Source organism: Rhodoferax koreense, from assembly GCF_001955695.1.
GTDB classification, from domain to species: Bacteria; Pseudomonadota; Gammaproteobacteria; order Burkholderiales; family Burkholderiaceae_C; genus Rhodoferax_B; species Rhodoferax_B koreensis.
The window spans coordinates 800604-821846 of record NZ_CP019236.1; the positions used below are offsets into that span (position 1 = coordinate 800604).

The window sequence follows — 21243 nt, forward strand, 5'->3', positions numbered from 1 at the left end:
ACAAACATGAAGATGACAAACCTCAAATCGGTGACGCTGGCGGTGATGGCCGCCGGCGCATTCGCGAGCTTTCCCGCGCGCGCCGCGGAAGAGCTGGTGGTGTATTGCAACGTGCAGGAGGAATGGTGCCGGCCGATGGTCACCGCCTTCGAGAAGGCCACCGGCATCAAGGTGCTGATGACCCGCAAGAGCGTGGGCGAGACCTATGCGCAGATCAAGGCCGAAGCCGCCAACCCCAAGGCCGACATCTGGTGGGGCGGCACCGGCGATCCGCACCTGCAGGCCGCCGAGGAAGGCCTGACCGAACCCTACAAGTCGCCCAAGCTGGCCGAACTGCAGCCCTGGGCCGTGAAGCAGGCCGAGGCCGCGAAATACCGTACCGTCGGTGTCTATGCGGGTGCGCTGGGCTTCAGCTACAACACCGAGGAGCTGGCCAAGCGCAAGCTGGCCGCGCCCAAGTGCTGGGCCGACCTGACCAAGGCCGACTTCAAGGGCGAGGTGCAGGTGGCCAATCCCAACGCTTCGGGCACCTCCTACAACATGTTGGCCACGCTGGTGCAGGTGATGGGCGAGGACAAGGCCTTCGACTACCTCAAGGCGCTGCACAAGAACGTCAACCAGTACACCAAGGCCGGTGCCGCGCCGGCGCGTGCGGTGGCCACCGGCGAAAGCATGGTCGGCATCACCTTCATGCATGACGCGGTGACACAGGTCGTCGAAGGCGCGCCGGTCAAGGTGGTGGCGCCATGCGAAGGCACGGGTTACGAGATCGGCAGCATGAGCATCGTCAAGGGTGCGAAGAACATGGCCAATGCGAAGAAGTGGTATGAATGGGCGCTCACGCCTGAGGCCCAGGGTATTGCCGTGGGTGCCAAGGCCTACCAGGTGCCGAGCAACAAGGCCGCGCCCACGCCCGCCCAGGCGCCGAAGTTCGCGGAAATCAAGCTCATCGACTACGACTTTGTGAAATACGGATCGACCGCCGAGCGTTCGCGCCTGCTCGCCAAGTGGGACAAGGAAGTCGGCGCACTGCCCAAGTAAGTCGCCCGAACTCTCGCTTCCTTTTTCCTTCAATGGCCTGCCCCGACCGGGGCAGTGCACAACCCTGAGCGAACAGCGTGAATAACACCATGACCACGCGGATCAGTCCCGCCACGCATGCCGACCCCTACGGCTGGCTGCTCACCATCGCGGCGGTGGTCGTCGGCGTGCTGCTGATGCCATGGACCTCGGCTTCGCTGAACATCGGCGTGGCCTGCGCCGTGGTCGGCATCGGCAGCTGGTTCGCGGCGCGGGCCGGCGCCTTCAAGAACGATGCGACCATCTCCGGCGTGGTTTGCGTGGTGTCGCTGCTGCTGCTGGTCTTCGTGGCCTACCCGATCGGCCGCATGCTGCTTGCGGCCTTCATCGACCAGAACGGTGCCTGGGGCCTGGGCAATGCGGCCGACCGCTTCTTCAACGCCGACGTCTGGGGCACGGGTTGCATCACCGGCAACGTGCGCTGCGGTGTGGCCATCAACTCCATGACGCTGGCCGTGCTCGCGGGCGGGCTGAGCACCCTGTTTGGCTTCGCGCTGGCGCTGCTGGCCGAGCGCGGTGCGCGGCGCAACAAGGTCTGGCTGCGCATCCTGTCGATCCTGCCGGTGGTCACGCCGCCGTTTGTCATCGGCCTGGCCATCGTCATCCTGTTCGGCCGCACCGGCATCGCCACGCAACTGGCCAGCGAATGGTTCGGCATCCCGCGCTCGCGCTGGATCTACGGGCTGCCCGGGGTGTTGCTGGCGCAGACCATCAGCTTCACGCCGCTGGCCTTCCTGCTGATCGGCGGGGCGCTGCGGTTGGTCAGCCCCACGCTCGAGGAAGCCGGCCAGGTGCTGCGCGGCACGCCCTGGCATGTGTTCCGCACCGTGACCTGGCCGCTGGTGCGCCCGGCCATCGCCAACGCCTTCCTGCTCGGCTTCGTGGAAAGCCTGGCCGACTTCGCCAACCCGCTGGTGCTGTCGGGCAACTTCGAGGTGCTCTCGACCAAGATCTTCTTCGCCATCGCCGGTGCCCAGCAGGATGCGTCCCGCGCCGCCATCCTGGCCTTGACGCTGCTGCTGCTGACCGTGGGCGTCTTCGCGCTGCAGCAGAAATGGCTGGGCAATGCGTCGTACACCTCGGTGGGCGGCAAGGGCGACAACGGCGTGCCCGCGCCCTTGCCACAGGGTGTGAAGTGGGGCGCGATCGCGCTTGTCACGCCGTGGGTGCTGCTGACCGTGATCGCCTACGGCGTGATCCTGGTGGGTGGCTTCGTCAAGGACATCGGCCGCTTCGACCTCACGCCCACGCTGGCCCATTTCGGCACGGGCTTCGGCTTCAATTTCGACGGTGGCCTGCACCTCACCGGCTCGGCCTGGGACAGCCTGTTCACCACCCTCGGCGTGGCCGCGGTGGCGGCGCCGCTGACCACGGCCTTCGGCGTGCTGGCCGGCTATGTGGTGAGCCGCCACGTGTTCGTCGGGCGGCGCAGCTTCGAGTTCCTGACCATGGTCAACTTCGCCGTGCCGGGCACGGTACTCGGCGTGGCCTACATCGTGGCCTTCAACGTGCCGCCGCTCGAGTTCACCGGCAGCTTCGCCATCATCGTCCTGTGCCTGACCTTCCGCAACATGCCGGTGGGCGTGCGCTCCACCATCGCCTCGCTGTCGCAGCTCGACAAGTCACTGGACGAGGCTTCGGCCACGTTGCGCGCCAGCACCTCGCGCACCTTCATCAAGGTGGTGCTGCCGCTGCTGCGCCCGGCCATCATCGCCAGCACGGTGTTCGGCTTCACGCATGCCATCACCGCGGTGAGCGCGGTGATCTTCCTGGCCACCGCGCGGCACAACCTGGCCACGGTCTACATCGCCGGCCGCGTAGATGCGGGTGAATACGCGCTGGCCATCGCCTATTCGTCGGTGCTGATCGTGATCATGCTGTTCTGCGTGCTGATGATCCAGCGGCTGGTCGGCACGGCCGATCTGGGGCGGCGCGCCGCGGTGGGCACATGATGGATTCGAATCGGAACACGGGAGAAAGCAATATGGCGCAGACCACGGTGGCAGTGGAGTTCAAGCAGGTGGTCAAACGTTTCGGCCCGGTCGTGGTGCTGCATCCGCTGGACCTGCGCATCGGCAAGGGGGAACTGGTCACGCTGCTCGGCCCTTCGGGCTGCGGCAAGACCACGCTGCTGCGCCTGATCGCGGGGCTGGAGCTGCCCTCGGAGGGCACGATCCGCATCGACGGCCGCGATGTGACCGGCATGTCGGCCAACCAGCGCGACGTGAGCCTGGTGTTCCAGTCGTATGCGCTGTTCCCGCACATGACGGTGCTCGACAACGTCTGCTACGGCCTGACCGCGTCCGGCGTGAAGAAGCCGCAGGCCGTCGAGATGGCGCGTGCCAAGATGGAACTGCTGGGCATCGCCGACCTTGGCGACCGGCTCTCGTCGCAGCTCTCCGGCGGCCAGCAGCAGCGCGTGGCCGTGGCACGCTCACTGGTGCTGGAGCCGGCGGTGCTGATGTTCGACGAGCCCCTGTCCAACCTCGACGCCAAGCTGCGCCGCAAGGTGCGCCAGGACATCCGCGACCTGCAGCAAAGCCTGAACCTCACCGTGGTCTACGTCACGCACGACCAGGAAGAAGCCCTGGCCGTGAGCGACCGCATCGTGGTCATGGAGAAGGGTCGCATCGCCGCCATGGGCGCGCCCCACGAACTCTACGAAGCACCGGCCACGCGGTTCATCGCCGATTTCATCGGCGACGCGAACCTGATCAACGGCGACCTGGTGCAGGTGGGAGGCCAGCACTTCTTCCGCGCCGCAGGGGTCGACGTGCCGGTGCTGCCGCCGAAGGGCATGGCGGAAGGGCCGGTGGCACTCGCCATCCGTCCGCACCGCATCCGGCTGGGCGAGGTGGAGGGCAGTGTGCTGCCGGGGCAGGTGCTGCGGCAGGCCTATCTCGGCAGCCGCATGGAAAGCCTGGTGGCCACGCCGCTGGGCGAGTTGCTGGTGTTCAGCGACGCGCTGCAGCCGGTGGCCGGGCCGGGGCAGCAGGTGGGGGTGCATTTTGCGCCAGCGGATGCGCGGGTAACCAGTCGCTAGGTGTCTGGCTGCCAAGGCTGCCAACACCGTCGCTAATGACCTTCGGCGGCGGCTCGCAGCAGGGCCAGGTCGCCTTCACCGAGGCCGCCGTGGGCTGCACGCTCCAGCGCGTAGCGTGACAGCACGCGTGCCGCTTCGGGGAGATCGCCGCCCAAACGGCTCACCGAGCGCAGGGCGCGCTGCAGCGTGATGCCGACCTCGACCGCCTCCGCGCCGTAGCGCGCGATCGGCGTGAACACATCCTCGAGCATGCCGGCCTCGCGCAGGCCCGGCACGGTCACGTCTTCGAACGCCACCACGGGCTGGCCGGCGGCGTCATGGCGTTGTCTCTCCGCCGACCAGTGACCGAGGACCTTGACGCCCGTGGCGAGCACGTCGAACGAGGTGCCCGGGTCGTTGACGGCCGCCGACAGCGCCCTTGCGGCGATTTCGCCCATCACCACCAGGCCGAAGCGCGGGTCGTGGTCGAAGGTGCGGCCGGGCCCCATCAGCACGGCGTCCTGGACGGCCTTGCGCGCGTCATCGTCCAGGGGCCCGTCGCTGCTGGCCAGGGCCATCGTGGGCTCGACGAAGGCACCGGGCAACACATGCAGGTGCAGCGGCGCACCCAGCTGCTTTGCTCGGGTCTGCAGCAGGTCCATCGACACATGCTGCACGAAGCCGGTGGTGGTGGCCATCACCTCGTTGGCGCCGCGTGCGCCGGGGGGCTGGCGCTGGCCGCCGAGGAACGGCTTCTCGAGGCGCTGGTTCATGGCCTTGATGGTGGCGGCTTCGACGCGGCGAATGGTTTCCCCGAGCCGGCCCAGGACCGAGAGGTAGTCGATCCAGCGCAGCAGCACGATCACCACCAGCAACAGCATCGCCACCGTGAAACCGAACAGCACCAGCCGCCCGCCATCGCCGTAGATGTGCGCGTGCAGGCCGACGAGTGCGATGACGCTGTACAGGAACGCACCGATGAAGGCTGCCAGCGTGTTCTGGATCGTGGTGTCTTCGATCAGGAGTTGCGAGGCCCGCGGCGTGGCGCTGTTGGCCACCGCGCCGAATGCGGACACCATGGTGCTCGCCGAAAAGATGGCCACCGTCAACATGCTGGAGGCCAGGATGTTCAGCAGGCTGTCGATCGAGTCCGAACCGAGCTTCAGTGCCACGTCCTGTGCGATGTACGGCCCGAGCACGGTGGACAGCACAACGGCCAGCACGGCGAACAGCGAGAACAGTGCGCAGCGCCACCAAGTCTTCCGCAGGATCCGCTGCAGCAGGTAGATGATTTTCTCGGACATGCGAGGCATGATAGCCAAGCGATCCGAAACCAGCTTTTTGGAGGGCGCCGGCAAGGCCGTGCGCACCTGGCGGCTCAGCGCTGGCTAGCCTCCACCAGCGCCTGCAACTTCGCCCGCGCCGCCCCCGATTCGATCGCCTGGCGCGCCAGTGCAAACCCTTCCGGCATTGATGCCGCCACGTTCGCCGCATACAGCGCCGCACCCGCGTTCAGGATCACGATGTCGCGCGCCGGGCCGCGTTTGTCGTCGAGCACGCCGAGCAGCATCGCGCGCGATTCGGCGGGGGTGTCCACACGCAGGGAGCGGTGGCTGGCCATGGTCATGCCGAAGTCTTCGGGGTGGATCTCGTATTCGGTGATCTCGCCGTTCCTGAGTTCGCCGACCACGGTGGCTGCGCCGAGGCTGACCTCGTCCATGCCGTCCTTGCCGTAGACCACGATGGCGTGTTCGGCGCCCAGGCGCTGCAGCGCGCGCACCTGGATGCCGACCAGGTCGGAATGGAACACGCCCATCAGGATGTTCGGCGCACCGGCCGGGTTGGTCAGCGGGCCGAGGATGTTGAAGATGGTGCGCACGCCGAGCTCCTTGCGCACCGGCGCCACGTTTTTCATGGCCGGGTGGTGGTTGGGCGCGAACATGAAGCCGATGCCGACCTCGGCGATGCAGTCGGCGATGCGCGCGGGCGTGAGGTTGATGTTCACGCCCAGGCTCTCCAGCACGTCGGCGCTGCCGCTGCTGCTGCTCACGCTGCGCCCGCCGTGTTTGCTGACCTTGGCGCCCGCGGCGGCGGCCACGAACATGCTGCAGGTGCTGATGTTGAAGGTGTGCGAGCCGTCGCCGCCGGTGCCCACGATGTCGACCAGGTGGGTCGCGTCGGCCACATGCACCTTGGTCGAATATTCGCGCATCACCTGCGCCGCGGCCGTGATCTCGCCGATGGTTTCCTTCTTCACGCGCAGGCCGGTGATCAGCGCGGCCATCATCACCGGCGACATCTCGCCGCTCATGATCAGCCGCATGATGTGCAGCATCTCGTCGTGGAAGATCTCACGGTGTTCGATGGTGCGCTGCAGGGCTTCCTGCGGCGTGATCTTGTGGCTGTCGGGCATGGCGGTCTCCTCGGGTTTAGCGTGTGGGGGCGTCGGTCAGCGCGAGCTTGACGCCGAAGGCAATGAACATGGCGCCGGCAAAGCGGTCGAGCCAGCGCATGGCGCGCTGCACGGTGCCCATGCGTCGGGCCATCCAGGCGGCGAGCACGGCCCAGCCGACGTTGACGAAGATGGCGTTGAAGTTGAACAGGCTGCCCAGCAGCAGGAAGGCCAATGGCGTGTTGGCCGTGCCTGGCGCGATGAATTGCGGCAAGAAGGCCAGGAAGAACAGCGCCACCTTCGGGTTCAGCACATTGGTCCAGAAGCCACCGAAAAATACGCCTTTCAGGCCGCTGGCGCTTGATCCATCGGCGGAGGATGCTATCAAATCAGGAGTTTTTGAGGCGCCGGGCGAAGGGCGCGCGAACAACATGCGCAGGCCGATCCACAAGAGGTAGGCCGCGCCGGCCCATTTCAAAACCGTGAAGGCCGTGCTCGACGCCGCCATCAGCGCGCTCACACCCACGGCGGCGGCGAAGATGTGCACGAAGCAGCCCGCGGTGATGCCGAAGCCGGCGACGATGCCCGCCCGCACGCCGGAGCGCAAGGCATGCGTCACGATGTAGAGCACGTCGGGGCCGGGCGTGAGGTTCAGCAGCAGGCCGGCGGCGACGAACAGCAGCAGGTGGTGCAGGTCCGGCATGGCGGTGGTTCCGCTCAGGGCTTGAAGAACGAACGCACGGCGGCGATCGCGCGGTCGATGCCGGCGGCGTCCACGTCGAGGTGGGTCACGAAACGCAACTGGTACAGGCCGAGCGCCAGCACGCCATGCGCCTTCAGGTGCGCCAGCAGTTCGGCGGAGCGTTCGCGCGCGGCGCCGGTGAGTTCGACGAACAGGATGTTGGTCTGCGGCGTCTGCACATTCAGGCCTTCGATGCCGGCCAGGCCGTCGGCCAGCCGTCGTGCATGCGCGTGGTCCTCGGCGAGCCGGTCCACGTGGTTTTCGAGCGCGAACAAGGCCGCCGCCGCCAGCACGCCGGCCTGGCGCATGCCGCCGCCGACCATCTTGCGGATGCGGTGCGCGCGCTGGATGAAGTCGCGCGGGCCGCACAGCACCGAGCCGACGGGCGCGCCCAGGCCCTTGCTGAAGCACACGGAGACGCTGTCGAAGCAGCCGGCAATGCGGCGTGCCTCGTGCAACACTTCGTCGCCGCTGGCCGCAGCCTGTGCCGTGGCCGCGTTGAACAGCCGCGCGCCGTCCAGGTGCCGCGCCAGGCCGCGCCGCTGCGCGAGTTGGGTGGCGGCCAGCACCTGGTCGAACGGCAGCAGTTTGCCGCCGAGCGTGTTCTCCAGCGCCAGCAGCCGGGTGCGCGCGAAGTGCGGGTCGTCGGGCTTGATCGCGGCCTCGATGTCGGCGAGTGCGAGCATGCCGTCGGCCTGGTGTTCGAGCGGCTGCGGCTGCACGCTGCCCAGCACCGCCGCGCCGCCGCCTTCCCAGCGGTAGGCGTGCTGCATCTGGCCCACGATGTATTCGTCGCCTCGTTGGCAGTGCGCCATGATCGCGCAGAGGTTGCTCTGCGTGCCCGTGGGCACGAACAGCGCGGCCTCGAAGCCGAGCTGTCCGGCCAGCGTGGTCTGCAGGGCATTGACCGTGGGGTCGTCGCCGAACACGTCGTCGCCGAGCGGCGCGGCGCTCATGGCGTCGCGCATGGCCAGCGTGGGCTGGGTCACGGTGTCGCTGCGCAGATCGACCAGGGAAGTTTCAGGGTTTGATGCCAAATTGGCCTCCAGCGTTGGTTTTATCTGCGCAAGCTGCTACGAAAAAAGAAGCGATCAGCGCACCAGGAAGTTCTTCAGCATCGCATGGCCGTGTTCGGTCAGGATGGACTCGGGGTGGAACTGCACGCCCTCGATGTCCAGCGTCTTGTGGCGCACGCCCATGATCTCGCCGTCGTCGGTGCGGGCGGTCACGGCCAGCACCTCGGGGCAGGTCTCTTTCTCGATGGCCAGCGAGTGGTAGCGGTTCACGGTGAACTGTTCGGGCAGGCCGGCGAACACGCCTTGCTGCGTGGTGGTGATGACGCTGGTCTTGCCGTGCATCAACTGCTGCGCACGCACGATGCGCCCGCCGAAGGCCGCGCCGATGGCCTGGTGGCCGAGGCACACGCCGAGGATGGGTAGCTTGCCCGCGAAATGCTGGATCGCTGCCACCGAGATGCCGGCCTCGGCCGGCGAACACGGGCCGGGCGAAATCACCAGCCGGTCGGGTGCACGCGCGGCGATGCCCTCAAGCGTGATCTCGTCGTTGCGGAACACCTCCACCTCGGCGCCGAGTTCACCGAAGTACTGGACGATGTTGAAGGTGAAGCTGTCGTAGTTGTCGACCATCAAGAGTTTCATGGCTCAGGCTCCCTGCCGCAGTTGCTGGAACTGGGCGTGTTCGAAGGTGATGAAAGCGTCGATCATGGCGCGGTAGGTGGCTTCGACCACGGCTTCCGGCGCGCCTTGGGCTCGGGCCATGGCCGTGACGCGGTCGACGATGAAGTCGATGCGCGCCTGGTCGTGCACCTGGTCGGCGCTTTGCTTGATGCGCGCGGCCTGGGCCACGTAGCCGCTGCGTTCGGCCAGCAGCGGCACGATGCGCGCGTCGAGCGCGTCGATGTGCGCGCGCACATCGGCCATGGTCTCGCAATGCTGGACGGCGGGGTGTGCCGGCGATGTCATTCCAGCCCCTCCTCGACGAGTTCGGACGCGCGCAGCAGCGCCCGCGCCTTGGCCTCGGTTTCCTTCCATTCAAGCTCGGGCACCGAGTCGGCGACCACGCCGGCCGCCGCCTGCACGTAGAGCGTCTGGTCCTTGATGACGCCGGCGCGGATGGTGATGGCCACGTCCATGTCGCCGGCATAACTCAGGTAGCCGCAGGCGCCGCCGTACAGGCCGCGCTTGGTCGGCTCCAATTGGTCGATGAGTTCCATCGCGTGCACCTTGGGCGCACCGGTCAGCGTGCCGGCGGGGAAGGTGGCTTTCAGCACGTCGATGCTGGTCATGCCGTCGTTGAGCAGGCCTTCGACGTTGCTCACGATGTGCATCACGTGGCTGTAGCGCTCCACGGCGAAGGCCTCGGTCACCTTGACGCTGCCGGTCTTCGCGATGCGGCCGATGTCGTTGCGCGCCAGGTCGATCAGCATCACGTGTTCGGCGCGTTCCTTCGGGTCGTTGACCAGTTCCTGCTCGACTTCCAGGTCGCGCTTCGGGTCGGCCGCGCGGGGCCGTGTGCCGGCCAGCGGGCGGATGGTGACCTTCGGGCCTTCGGCCGTCGATTCCTGGCGCACCAGGATCTCGGGCGAGGCCGCGACGATGTGGAAGTCGCCCATGTGGTAATAGAACATGTAGGGCGATGGGTTCAGCGCCCTGAGCGCGCGGTACAGGGAGAGCGGCGACTCGGTGTAGCGCTTCTTGATGCGCTGGCCGACCTGCACCTGCATGAAGTCGCCCGCGGCGATCAGTTCCTTGGCGCGCTCCACGGCGGCGATGTAGTCGGCCTTGGCGAATTCGCGTTCGGTGGGGTGGCTCTGCGTCGGCTTGACGATGGGCGCGCTCACCGAGTACTTGAGCTGCTCCTTCAGTTCGCGCAGCCGCTTCTTGGCGTTGGCGTAGGCCTCGGGCTGGGCCGGGTCGGCGTAGACGATGAGATAGAGCTTGCCCGAGAGGTTGTCGATCACGGCCAGCTCTTCGCACTGCAGCATCATGATGTCGGGGCAGCCCAGCGTGTCGGGCGGGCAGGTGGCTTCGAGCTTCTTCTCGATGTAGCGCACCGCGTCATAGCCGAAGTAGCCGGCCAGGCCGCCGCAGAAGCGGGGCAGGCCGGGCCGCAGCGCCACCTTGAAGCGTTTCTGGTATTCGGCGATGAAGTCCAGCGGATTGCCGGCGGCCGTCTCGACGACGCTGCCGTCGCGCACGACTTCCGTCTTCGCCTCGGCACCGAAGCCGCTGGCGCGCACCACGGTGCGGGCCGGCAGGCCGATGAAGCTGTAGCGGCCGAAGCGCTCGCCGCCGACCACGGATTCGAGCAGGAAGCTGTATTTGCCGCCGCCCTTGGTATGGGCCAGCTTGAGGTAGAGCGACAGCGGCGTTTCGAGGTCCGCAAAGGCCTCGGCCATCAGCGGAATGCGGTTGTACCCATCCTGGGCCAGGCTTTTGAATTCGAGTTCGGTGATCACGGGGAACCTTTTCAGGAGAGCCCGGCGAAATCAGTTGGGGTGCCGGGCCAACAACACGGGGGCGTTGTTGTCATTCAAACCAAAGCCTCGCCAGTTCACGGTGGGAGGCACGGGGGCACGGGCTCGGCCGTGCGGATCAGGTGCGCGCAGATGTTGGCTTGCGCCACAGCCAGGCTCCCCGGCCTGTGCCTGCGTTGATCGTGCATTGAATGAACATGGTGGAAGAGTGTAGCAAACGAATTTGCGCCCAGGGCTCAAGCGGTGGATCGAATCGGTCGATAAATCGAAGAGAGAAACATTCGGTTACCATGCCTTTCGATTCCAGCGTCGACGGCCGGCGCTCACCCATGACGGCCGGCGGGCTGCTCCACCATCCCAAAAGGTATTCCTGACCATGAATTCGTTGAGAAACATCCGCATCGGCAAGCGGCTGGCATTGGCCTTCGGCGTGATCCTGCTGATCCTGGCCGCCTGCGCGGCCGCCGGCGTCTGGCGACTGCAGGAACTGGCCGCCACCACCCGAAACCTGGCCACCACCGAGAATGAAAAGCTCAAGCTGGCCGTGCAGTGGCGCCAGACGATCGACCTGAACTGGGTGCGCACCCGCGCCGCGCTGCTGGACGCCGACACCAGCCGCATTCCGATGTGGCAGGCCGACATGGACAAGACGTCCGAGATCACCGTCGCGTCGCGCAAGCGCCTGCTGGAACTGGTGGTGGCCGACGCCGGCAAGAAGCTGATCGCCGACATCGACGCCGCGCGCGAGGCCTACCGCACGCCGCGCGCGGCCCTGTTCAAGCGCAAGGTGGACGGCGACGTGGTGCGCGAAGATCTCGATCGCGTGCTGCAGCCGCTGGCCGTCGCCTACAGCGGCAGCATTGGCGTGCTGGAGCAGCGTCAACAGAAAATGTACGACGACGCCTTGTCCGCCGCCGAAGCCAACGCCGCGCAGGGCCGGTCGATCCTGATCGGGGGTGGCGTGATGGCCGTGTTGCTGGGCATGTTCTTCGCCTACCTGCTCACGCGTTCCATCGTCCGCCCGATCGATCAGGCCTCGACCAGCGCCCGCCTGATCGCCGATGGCGACCTGACCGAGAACGTCGCCATCGACGGCAAGGACGAAGCCGCCGAACTGCTCAACGCTCTGAAGGACATGCAGGCCAACCTTTCTCGCGTGGTGGCCGGCGTGCGCAGCGGCGCGGAGGGCGTGGCCACGGCGAGCGCCCAGATCGCCCAGGGCAACAACGACCTCTCCGCACGCACCGAACAGCAGGCGTCGGCCCTGCAGCAGACCGCCGCGTCGATGGAGCAGCTGAGTTCCACCGTGCGCCAGAACGCCGACAACGCGCGCCAGGCGAACCAGCTCGCGCAGAGCGCTTCCAACGTGGCCGTGCAGGGCGGCGAGGTGGTCGGCCGCGTGGTCGAGACCATGAAGGGCATCAACGACAGCTCGAAGAAGATTTCCGACATCATCAGCGTGATCGATGGCATCGCGTTCCAGACCAACATCCTGGCGCTGAACGCGGCGGTCGAAGCGGCCCGTGCGGGCGAGCAGGGCCGCGGTTTTGCCGTGGTGGCCAGCGAAGTGCGCAGCCTGGCGCAGCGCAGCGCCGATGCGGCCAAGGAAATCAAGTTGCTGATCTCCGACAGCGTGGGCCGTGTCGAGCACGGCACGCAACTGGTGGACCAGGCCGGCAGCACCATGAGCGAAGTGGTGCAGTCGATCCGCCGCGTGACCGACATCATGGGCGAGATCAGCGCGGCCAGCACCGAGCAGAGCCAGGGCGTGGCCCAGGTCGGCGAGGCGGTCACGCAGATGGACCAGGCCACGCAGCAGAACGCCGCGCTGGTGGAGGAGTCCGCCGCGGCCGCCGGCAGCCTGCAGACCCAGGCCGAGCAACTGGTGCAGGCGGTGTCGGTGTTCAAGCTCTCCGCCGGTGCCGCGTCCATGGCGTTCGGCGCGGCCAGGCCTGCGCCGGCGCCCCACCGGGTGGCGCCAGCCGTCACGCCGCCTGTGAAGCCGTCTCCGAAGCCGGCACCGCGGCCCGCGGCAGCCGCTGGAGTGAAGGCCGTCCCGCCCGCGCCCCGGGTTGGCAGCTCGGTCGAGCGCGCCTCCGCCGCGGCGCGCAGCAAACCACCCGCACTCAGCCATGCGTCCAGGCCGGCAGTGCCTGCCGGTGGCGACGACGACTGGACCAGTTTCTGACGGCGATCTGCGCCGTTTGAACCCATCGCCCCATTTATTGTTGGCTGCAAGGCTTGTAAAAAAATAAAACACGGTTGTAATCGTGTTGGCCCCCATCCCGAGGAAACCCAATGAGCACCGTACAACAGGAAGTCGACGAACGCACCAACCTCACCAGCAGCAACAAGTTCGAATTGTTGCTGTTCCGCCTGGGCGAGGCACCGAATTCCGCCCAGCGCGAGCTGTTCGGCATCAATGTGTTCAAGGTGCGCGAGATCATGGTCATGCCCACTGTCACGGCCGTGGCCGGTTCTCCGCCGCATCTGCTGGGCATGACCAACATCCGAGGCCAGGTGATCCCGGTGATCGATCTGGCCAGCGCCGTGGGTTGCCTGCCGAAGAAGGGCCTGAACATCCTGATGGTGACCGAATACGCGCGCTCCACGCAGGGCTTCGCCGTGGAAGAGGTCGACCGGATCGTGCGCCTCGACTGGAGCCAGGTGCTGTCGGCCGAATCCAGCACGGCCGGCGGCATGATCACCAGCATTGCCCGGCTCGACGGCGATGTGGACAACACCCGGCTGGCCCAGGTGCTCGACGTGGAGCAGATCCTGCGCAACGTGGTGCCGCCCAAGGGGCCGGACGTGGATGCCGCCAGCATCGGCCCCAGCGTCATGCTGCCGGCCGGTACCGTGGTGCTGGCGGCCGACGATTCGGCGCTGGCACGCACGCTGATCGAACAGGGGCTGGTGGCGATGAACGCGCCCTTCATCATGACCAAGACCGGCAAGGAAGCCTGGAACCGGCTGGAGAGTCTGTCCGATGCCGCCTTGGCCGAGGGCAAGACCATCCAGGACAAGGTGGCCCTGGTGCTCACCGACCTGGAGATGCCGGAGATGGACGGCTTCACCCTGACGCGCAAGATCAAGCAGGACCCGCGTTTCAAGTCGCTGCCGGTGATCATCCATTCCTCGCTCTCGGGTGCCGCCAACGAGGTGCATGTGAGCGGCGTGGGTGCGGATGCCTACGTCGGCAAGTTCGTGGCGGCCGAGCTGGCCGCGACCATCCGGCGCGTGCTGGACGAACACAAGGCGAAGAAAAGCTGAACCCGCCTTGAGATCGGGCCGTTCCAGCCCCAGTTGAGGGGTGTGCCGATCGTTCTCGCTTTCGTGGTGGTTGCGTTGCTGCTCGCCTGGTGGCTGGGTGGTCCGTGGCTGGCCGATTTCCGCCGCCGCCGTGTCGCCGAAGCGCCTTTTCCCGCCGCCTGGCGCCGCATCCTGCGCCGGCGCGTGCCGTATCTGCGGCGCTTGCCGGCCGACCTGCAGATGCAACTGCGCCGGCGCATCCAGATCTTCATCGCCGAAAAACCCTTCATCGGCTGTGCCGGCTTGGTGGTGACCGACGAGATGCGCGTGACCATCGCCGCCCAGGCCTGCCTGCTGTTGCTGAACCGGCCCGCGGGTGGCTACCCGAACCTGCGGCAGGTCCTGCTCTACCCGAATGCCTTCATCGTGAACCGAGTGGCCACCGGCAGCGGTGGCGTGCTGCGCGACGAGCGCCATGTGCTGGCCGGCGAATCCTGGTCGCAGGGCCAGGTGGTGTTGTCGTGGGAGGATGCGCTCGAGGGCGCGGCCGTGCCAGGCGATGGCCGCAATGTGGTGATCCACGAATTCGCGCACCAGCTCGACCAGGACAACGGCCCTGCCAACGGCGCGCCGAGCCTGGCGCCCGGCATGGCCGGCGCACGCTGGGCGGCGGTGCTGGCCGAGGCGTTCGCGCATCTGCAGGCGCTGCAGCGGGCCGGCGAGCCTTCGCTGCTGAGCCATTACGGCGCCACCAATCCGGCCGAATTCTTTGCGGTCGCGTCCGAGGTCTTCTTCGAGCAGCCGGCGCAACTGGCCGAGGCTTATCCGGCGCTGTACGCGCAGTTCACGGCGTTCTACCGTGTCGATCCGCTGAGCTGGAACTGAAGCGGGGGCTCAGGCGGGCGCGGTGTCGAGCCACCATTGCAGCAGCAGCAGGGCGACATAGGGGAAGGCCACGGTAGGCCGGACGGCATTGCTGGCGTATTCGCCGAGCAGGCCGCTGAAGCCGGCGCGGCTGGCTTTCCAGTCGCTGTGCAGCTGGAAGGCACCGTCGTCATCGCTCGGATCCAGCTTGATCATGTGCTCCACATGCAGCAGCCGCGTGCCGATGCGCGACTGCGTGGTGCGCGTCATGGCCTCCTGCACCCACAGCACCGCCGTGACGAGCATCGCCACCGCGGTGCTGAACGACAGCGCCAGGCAGGCCACGAACAGGACCACGGCGCAGAGCTTGATCAGCAGCGCGTTGCGTTCGCAGGCTTCGTGGTTGTGTTGCAGCGTGGTCCATTCAAGGCCAAGTGCTGTGGATTCGGTGGCGGACATCAACATGGTCGGATGGTGGAACGGTCTAAACCGCCGAGCTTAGCGCCTGCGCGTAAACCCCTTCGCGCGTCAGGCCGCCAGCCCGGGCACGGGGCGCGGCTTGCCCTGCTCGTCGATGGCCACGTAGGTCAGCGAGGCTTCCGTCACCTTCGTGTACTTGCCCTTGGTGCCGAAACGTTCGGCATACACCTCGACCTTGACGGTGATGGAGGTGCGGCCGACCCGGGTCAACGAGGCGTAGAACGACAGGATGTCGCCCAGCCGGACCGGCTGCTTGAACACGAATTCGTTGACAGCCACCGTGGCCACGCGCCCCATGGCGTGCTGCATCGGGATCACCGCGCCGGCCAGGTCCACCTGGGCCATGACCCAGCCGCCGAAGATATCGCCGCTGGCATTGCAGTCGGCCGGCATCGGGATCACCTTGAGCACCAGTTCCATGTCGGTGGGCAATTCGACGTGGGCGCTTGAATTCGTGGACATGGGGGACAATCTTCCTGAAGAAACACAATAACCAACTCCACCGGATTCTCCCCCATGCGCCGCTCCGGCGAACTTGCCCGCATTCCCCACGTCCCATCGACGGCCCCGACCGGGCAGCCGTCCGCGCCGCCATCTTCCGACTGGCAGACCCTGCGCCGCCTGTTTCCTTATCTCTGGCAATACAAGTGGCGCGTGGTCGCGGCGCTGAGCTTCATGGTCGGCGCCAAGGTGGCCAACGTCGGCGTGCCGGTGCTGCTGAAGAACCTGGTCGATGCCATGACGCCGCACGGCGCGGCCGCCGGCGGGGTGCCCGCACTCGTCGTGGTGCCGGTCGCGTTGCTGGTGGCCTACGGGCTGCTGCGGCTGTCGACCTCGCTGTTCACCGAACTGCGCGAACTGGTGTTCGCCAAGGCCACGGCCGGCGCCTCGCGGCGCATCTCGCTCGAGGTGTTCCAGCACCTGCACGGGCTGAGCCTGCGCTTTCACCTCGAACGCCAGACCGGAGGCATGTCGCGCGACATCGAGCGCGGCACGCGCGCCGTCAACTCGTTGATCTCGTATTCGCTCTACAGCATCATCCCGACGCTGATCGAGGTTGGCCTGGTGCTGGGTTTCCTGGCGGTCAAGTTCGACGCGTGGTTCGCCTGGATCACGCTGATCGCGCTGGTGGTCTACATCGCCTTCACCGTCACGGTGACGGAATGGCGCACGCAGTTCAGGAAGACCATGAACGACCTCGATTCCTCGGCGCAGAGCCGGGCCATCGACTCGCTGCTGAACTTCGAAACCGTCAAGTACTTCAACAATGAGGCCTTCGAGGCCCGGCGCTACGACGAGAACCTGGAGCGCTACCGCCGCGCCTCGGTGAAGAGCCAGACCACGCTGAGCCTGCTCAACACCGGGCAGCAGCTGATCATCGCCACCGGCCTGGTCGCCATGTTGTGGCGCGCTGCGCACGGCGTGGCCGCCGGCACCATGACCCTGGGCGACCTGGTGATGGTCAACGCCTTCATGATCCAGCTCTACATTCCGCTGGGCTTCCTGGGTGTGATCTACCGTGAGATCAAGCAGAGCCTGACCGACCTGGAAAAAATGTTCGCGCTGCTCGAAAAGGAGCGCGAGATCGCCGATACCCCGGGCGCGCAGCCGCTGGTATTGCCGCAGCGCCCAGGAGACAGCCGGCAGGACGCCCTGCTGCCCGGTCTGGTGCATGCGGCCAGCCATGCCGACGTGACGTTCGACCACGTGGACTTCGCCTACGATCCGGCGCGGCCGATCCTGCGCGACATCAGCTTCCACATCCCGGCCGGCAAGACGGTGGCCGTGGTCGGCCCGTCTGGCTCGGGCAAGTCGACGCTGGCGCGGCTGCTGTACCGCTTCTACGATGTGCAGGGCGGGCAGATCCGCATCGCCGGGCAGGACATCCGCACGGTCACCCAGGCCAGCGTGCGCCAGGCCATCGGCATCGTGCCGCAGGACACGGTGCTGTTCAACGACACGGTGGAATACAACATCGCCTATGGCCGCCCCGGCGCCAGCCGCGCCGAGGTGGAGCAGGCGGCCAAGGCGGCCCGCATCCACGGCTTCATCAGCGTCACGCCGCTGGGCTACGGCACCATGGTCGGCGAGCGGGGGCTCAAGCTGTCGGGCGGCGAGAAGCAGCGCGTGGCCATCGCCCGCACGCTGCTGAAGGACCCGCCGATCCTGATCTTCGACGAGGCCACTTCTGCGCTCGATTCGGCCAACGAACGCGCCATCCAGGCCGAGTTGCAGACCGCTGCGCACAACAAGACCACGCTGGTGATCGCGCACCGGCTGTCCACCGTGGTCGATGCGCACGAGATCCTGGTAATGGACGCCGGCCGCATCGTCGAGCGCGGAACACACGCCGAGTTGTTGACCTTGGGCGAGCGTTACGCTGCCATGTGGAACCTGCAGCAAGAGTAGTTGGGCTACGCCACAATAGCCGGATGAAACCCAAGCTCCTCGTCCTCATCTACCTCTCCGATCCGCACCAGGCGCTGGTCGGCAGCCATTTCGACTTCATCTACGCGCCCAACGCGGAACTGCGCGCGAAACACATCGCCGCCGATGGCGCTGCCGTGCGAGCGGTGCTGACGAACGGGACGACGGGCCTGACCGCGGCCGAGATCGACGCCATGCCGGCACTCGAAGTGGCCTGTGCACTCGGCGTGGGTTTCGAGAACATCGACGTGGCGCATTGCAAGCGCCGCGGCATCGCCGTGGCCAATGGCGCCGGTACCAACGACGACTGTGTGGCCGACCATGCGATGGCGCTGCTGCTGGCCGCGGTGCGCAACGTGCGTTGGCTCGACCAGCAATGCCGCGCCGGCGTCTGGCGCGATGCCGTGCCGATGCCGCCCAACGTGTCGCACCGCCGCCTCGGCATCATCGGCCTGGGTGACATCGGCCGCAAGGTCGCCAGGCGCGGCCTGGGCTTCGAGATGGAGGTCGGTTACCACGGCCGCAGCAAGAAGGACGTGCCCTACACCTACTTTGCGGATGTGAAGTCGCTGGCCACCTGGGCCGACTTTTTGGTGGTGGCCACGCCCGGCGGCGCGGCGACGCGCCACCTGGTGAATGCCGAGGTGCTGACGGCGCTCGGGCCGCGCGGCTTTCTGGTCAACATCGCGCGCGGCAGCGTGGTCGACACCGCGGCGCTGGCCGATGCGCTGCGCGAAGGCCGCGTGGCCGGCGCGGGGCTGGACGTGTACGAGAGCGAACCCAAGCCGCCGGCCGCGCTGATGGACTTCGACAACGTGGTGCTCACGCCGCACCTGGGCGGGTGGTCGCCGGAAGCCATGCAGGCCTCGGTGCAGCGGTTCGTCGACAACGCGACGCGCCATTTCGCGGGCGAACCCATGATTTCCCCCCTCTGAAGAAGAGCCTGGCACCCGCATAATCGGCCGCATGGAAACCAAGTGGCTCGAAGATTTTGTCAGTCTGGCTGAAACCCGCAGTTTCAGCCGTTCGGCCCAGTTGCGGCATGTGACCCAGCCGGCTTTCTCGCGGCGCATCCAGGCGCTCGAAGGCTGGGCCGGCACCGATCTGGTGGACCGCAGTTCCTACCCGACGCGGCTCACACCGGCCGGCGAAACGCTGTATGCCCAGTCGCTGGAGATGCTGCAGGCCCTGCAGAGCACACGCGCCATGTTGCGCGGCCACCATGCCGCAGGGCAGGACGTGATCGAGTTCGCGGTGCCGCATACGCTGGCCTTCACGTTTTTCCCGGCCTGGGTGTCGAGCCTGCGCGAGAAGTTCGGCCCGCTGCGTAGCCGGCTGATCGCGCTCAACGTGCACGACGCCGTCATGCGCCTGGTCGAGGGCAGCTGCGACGTGTTGATCGCCTACCACCACAGTTCGCTGCCGTTCCAGCTCGCCGCCGACCGGTACGAGATGGTGAGCCTGGGCCAAGAAGTGATCGCGCCGTATGTGCGGGCCGATTCCGATGGCGAGCCGCTGTTTACCCTGCCTGGTCGCCCCGGCCAGCTGCTGCCTTACCTGGGCTATGCGCCGGGCGCCTACCTCGGTCAGACGGTGGACATGATCCTCAAACAGTCTTCCACGCCGATCCATCTCGACCGGGTGTACGAAACCGACATGTCGGAAGGCCTGAAGGCGATGGCGCTCGAAGGCCATGGCATCGCGTTTCTTCCCTACAGCGCGGTCAAGCGGGAGTTGCGCACCAAGCGGCTGGTGAGTGCGGCGCCGCCCGGACTGGCCGGGCTCGAGATGGTGCTCGATGTGCGCGCCTACCGCGAAAAGCCGTCGGGGCACGCCGTGCCCAAGAGCACGGCCCAGGCCCTGTGGGCCTATCTCACGGCACCAAAAGCGGGCAAATAGGGACCGTGCCATGCCCACTTCGGGGCGGGAAGGAGCCCCCTTTGGGGCCTTATTCGGGCGCGTCCTATATCTATAAGTTCCGCGCATAACGCCGTCTGTAAACGGCATTGGTGTTTCATCGAAGCGACATTTACAGTTCGCGCCACCTCCACTTCAGAGACTGGCATGACCTCCAATTTTCGCGTCGAACACGACTTTCTTGGTGAAAAGCAGATTCCTCTGGAGGCCTACTGGGGTGTTCACACCGCGCGTGCGGTAGAGAACTTTCCGATCTCGGGCACGCAGATCTCGGCCATGCCCGACCTGATCCGCGCGCTGGCCCACGTGAAGAAGGCCGCGGCCCAGGTCAATGCCGAACTGGGGGTGCTGGACCCGAAGCTCGCGGGCGCGATCATCCTGGCCTGCGACGACCTGCTGGCCGACCAGTTGCATGCCCAGTTCGTCGTCGACGTGATCCAGGGCGGCGCCGGCACCTCGACCAACATGAACGCCAACGAGGTCATCGCCAACCGCGCGCTGGAGAAGCTCGGTTTCGAGAAGGGGCGCTACGACGTGCTGCATCCGAACGACCATGTGAACGCTTCGCAGAGCACCAATGACGTCTACCCGACGGCGGTGCGGCTGGCGCTGTGGTCGGGCATCGAACGGCTGCTCGAAGCCATGGCCTTCCTGCGCAAGGGCTTCGAAGCCAAGGCGCTGGAATTCAAGGACGTGCTGAAGATCGGGCGCACCCAGTTGCAGGACGCCGTGCCGATGACGCTCGGCCAGGAATTCCTGACCTATGCGGTGATGATGGGCGAAGACGAGGCGCGCCTGCGCGAGGCCCGGGCGCTGATCCAGGAGATCAACCTCGGCGCGACCGCCATCGGCACCGGCATCAACGCACCCGCGGGTTATTCGGACAAGGTCTGCGTGCGGCTGGCCGAGATCAGCGGCATTCCGGTGGAGAAGGCGGCCAACCTGATCGAAGCCACGCAGGACACCGGCGCCTTCGTGCAACTGTCGGGCGTGCTCAAGCGCGTGGCCACCAAGCTCAGCAAGATCTGCAACGACCTGCGCCTGCTGTCCAGCGGCCCGCAGGCCGGTTTCGGCGACATCAAGCTGCCTGCGCGCCAGGCCGGCTCGAGCATCATGCCGGGCAAGGTGAATCCGGTGATCCCCGAGGTCATGAACCAGGTGGCCTTCGAGGTCATCGGCAACGACATGACCGTGACCATGGCCTCCGAGGCCGGCCAGCTGCAGCTCAACGCGTTCGAGCCGGTCATGGGCTGGAGCCTGTTCAAGAGCATCACCCACCTGGGGACGGCCTGCATGACGCTGCAGACCAATTGCGTGGCCGGCATCGAGGCCAACCATGAACTGCTGGCCAAGCGGGTGCGCGAGTCGGTCACGCTGGTGACCGCGCTCAACCCGTTGGTTGGCTACGAAAAATCGGCCCTGATCGCCAAGACGGCGATGGCGACGGGCGCCTCCATCGGCGAGGTGGCGGAGTCGCTCGGCATCATGACCCGTGTCGAACTCGAGGCGTTGCTGGTACCCGAGAAGCTGACCCAGCCGATGGCCCTGGTGCGCGCACCCTCTGCCTGAGG

At 66.7% G+C, this 21243-nt stretch carries 19 protein-coding genes; 10 read left to right on the top strand and 9 right to left on the bottom strand.

Annotated features, from left to right (window positions below; translation table 11 throughout):
* The first annotated feature begins 6 nt into the window (after window positions 1–6).
* From RD110_RS03835 to RD110_RS03845, 3 genes are all read left to right on the top strand, one after another.
* Complete coding sequence (locus RD110_RS03835; protein WP_204250021.1) at window positions 7–1041, top strand: ABC transporter substrate-binding protein; 1035 nt, start codon at window positions 7–9, stop codon at window positions 1039–1041.
* Window positions 1042–1130: 89 nt separating this feature from the next.
* Window positions 1131–3032, top strand: coding sequence for an ABC transporter permease (locus tag RD110_RS03840; protein ID WP_239467165.1), 1902 nt, complete (start codon window positions 1131–1133; stop codon window positions 3030–3032).
* A 32-nt stretch (window positions 3033–3064) separates the two neighbouring features.
* Complete coding sequence (locus tag RD110_RS03845; protein ID WP_076196845.1) at window positions 3065–4123, top strand: ABC transporter ATP-binding protein; 1059 nt, start codon at window positions 3065–3067, stop codon at window positions 4121–4123.
* 32 nt (window positions 4124–4155) lie between these two features.
* On the opposite strand, the gene RD110_RS03850 is transcribed toward RD110_RS03845, so the two are convergent.
* From RD110_RS03850 to trpE, 7 genes are all read right to left on the bottom strand, one after another.
* The gene (locus tag RD110_RS03850; protein WP_076196847.1) at window positions 4156–5406 is read right to left on the bottom strand and encodes a DUF2254 domain-containing protein; all 1251 of its coding nucleotides are present in this window, start codon (window positions 5404–5406) and stop codon (window positions 4156–4158) included.
* A gap of 74 nt (window positions 5407–5480) precedes the next feature.
* Window positions 5481–6515 (bottom strand): anthranilate phosphoribosyltransferase, encoded by a 1035-nt coding sequence (gene trpD / locus RD110_RS03855; protein ID WP_076196849.1) that lies wholly within the window; start codon window positions 6513–6515, stop codon window positions 5481–5483.
* A 16-nt stretch (window positions 6516–6531) separates the two neighbouring features.
* The gene (locus tag RD110_RS03860; protein ID WP_076196851.1) at window positions 6532–7197 is read right to left on the bottom strand and encodes a LysE family translocator; all 666 of its coding nucleotides are present in this window, start codon (window positions 7195–7197) and stop codon (window positions 6532–6534) included.
* Window positions 7198–7211: 14 nt separating this feature from the next.
* Window positions 7212–8204 carry a low-specificity L-threonine aldolase gene (gene ltaE, locus RD110_RS03865; protein ID WP_083686626.1) on the bottom strand — a complete coding sequence of 331 codons (993 nt, stop codon included), beginning with the start codon at window positions 8202–8204 and terminating at the stop codon, window positions 7212–7214.
* A gap of 123 nt (window positions 8205–8327) precedes the next feature.
* The gene (locus tag RD110_RS03870) at window positions 8328–8894 is read right to left on the bottom strand and encodes an aminodeoxychorismate/anthranilate synthase component II (protein WP_076196855.1); all 567 of its coding nucleotides are present in this window, start codon (window positions 8892–8894) and stop codon (window positions 8328–8330) included.
* Window positions 8895–8897: 3 nt separating this feature from the next.
* The gene (locus RD110_RS03875; RefSeq protein WP_076196857.1) at window positions 8898–9218 is read right to left on the bottom strand and encodes a chorismate mutase; all 321 of its coding nucleotides are present in this window, start codon (window positions 9216–9218) and stop codon (window positions 8898–8900) included.
* Window positions 9215–10714: an anthranilate synthase component I gene (trpE, locus tag RD110_RS03880; protein WP_076196859.1), complete on the bottom strand. Its 1500-nt coding sequence runs from the start codon at window positions 10712–10714 to the stop codon at window positions 9215–9217. Before trpE ends, RD110_RS03875 begins: the two co-directional genes overlap by 4 nt.
* Before the next feature lie 394 nt (window positions 10715–11108).
* Here trpE and RD110_RS03885 point away from each other — a divergent pair, with 394 nt between their 5' ends.
* From RD110_RS03885 to RD110_RS03895, 3 genes are all read left to right on the top strand, one after another.
* Entirely contained in the window at window positions 11109–12920 is a 1812-nt protein-coding gene (locus RD110_RS03885) for a methyl-accepting chemotaxis protein (RefSeq protein ID WP_076196861.1), read from the top strand.
* Between the two features lie 110 nt (window positions 12921–13030).
* Complete coding sequence (locus RD110_RS03890) at window positions 13031–14005, top strand: chemotaxis protein (protein WP_076196863.1); 975 nt, start codon at window positions 13031–13033, stop codon at window positions 14003–14005.
* 42 nt (window positions 14006–14047) lie between these two features.
* Window positions 14048–14869: a M90 family metallopeptidase gene (locus RD110_RS03895; protein WP_076196865.1), complete on the top strand. Its 822-nt coding sequence runs from the start codon at window positions 14048–14050 to the stop codon at window positions 14867–14869.
* 9 nt (window positions 14870–14878) lie between these two features.
* On the opposite strand, the gene RD110_RS03900 is transcribed toward RD110_RS03895, so the two are convergent.
* Together RD110_RS03900 and RD110_RS03905 are read right to left on the bottom strand one after the other, a co-directional pair.
* A complete protein-coding gene (locus RD110_RS03900) occupies window positions 14879–15313 on the bottom strand; it encodes a hypothetical protein (RefSeq protein ID WP_204250022.1) in 435 nt (144 codons plus the stop codon).
* 63 nt (window positions 15314–15376) lie between these two features.
* Entirely contained in the window at window positions 15377–15790 is a 414-nt protein-coding gene (locus RD110_RS03905; protein WP_076196867.1) for an acyl-CoA thioesterase, read from the bottom strand.
* A gap of 54 nt (window positions 15791–15844) precedes the next feature.
* Between RD110_RS03905 and RD110_RS03910 the strand changes: the two genes are divergently transcribed.
* From RD110_RS03910 to RD110_RS03925, 4 genes are all read left to right on the top strand, one after another.
* Window positions 15845–17737 carry an ABCB family ABC transporter ATP-binding protein/permease gene (locus RD110_RS03910; protein WP_076196869.1) on the top strand — a complete coding sequence of 631 codons (1893 nt, stop codon included), beginning with the start codon at window positions 15845–15847 and terminating at the stop codon, window positions 17735–17737.
* Window positions 17738–17760: 23 nt separating this feature from the next.
* Window positions 17761–18690 carry a 2-hydroxyacid dehydrogenase gene (locus tag RD110_RS03915; RefSeq protein ID WP_076196871.1) on the top strand — a complete coding sequence of 310 codons (930 nt, stop codon included), beginning with the start codon at window positions 17761–17763 and terminating at the stop codon, window positions 18688–18690.
* Window positions 18691–18721: 31 nt separating this feature from the next.
* Complete coding sequence (locus RD110_RS03920) at window positions 18722–19654, top strand: LysR substrate-binding domain-containing protein (protein WP_076196873.1); 933 nt, start codon at window positions 18722–18724, stop codon at window positions 19652–19654.
* A gap of 165 nt (window positions 19655–19819) precedes the next feature.
* Window positions 19820–21241, top strand: coding sequence for an aspartate ammonia-lyase (locus tag RD110_RS03925; RefSeq protein ID WP_076196875.1), 1422 nt, complete (start codon window positions 19820–19822; stop codon window positions 21239–21241).
* Window positions 21242–21243: the final 2 nt, after the last annotated feature.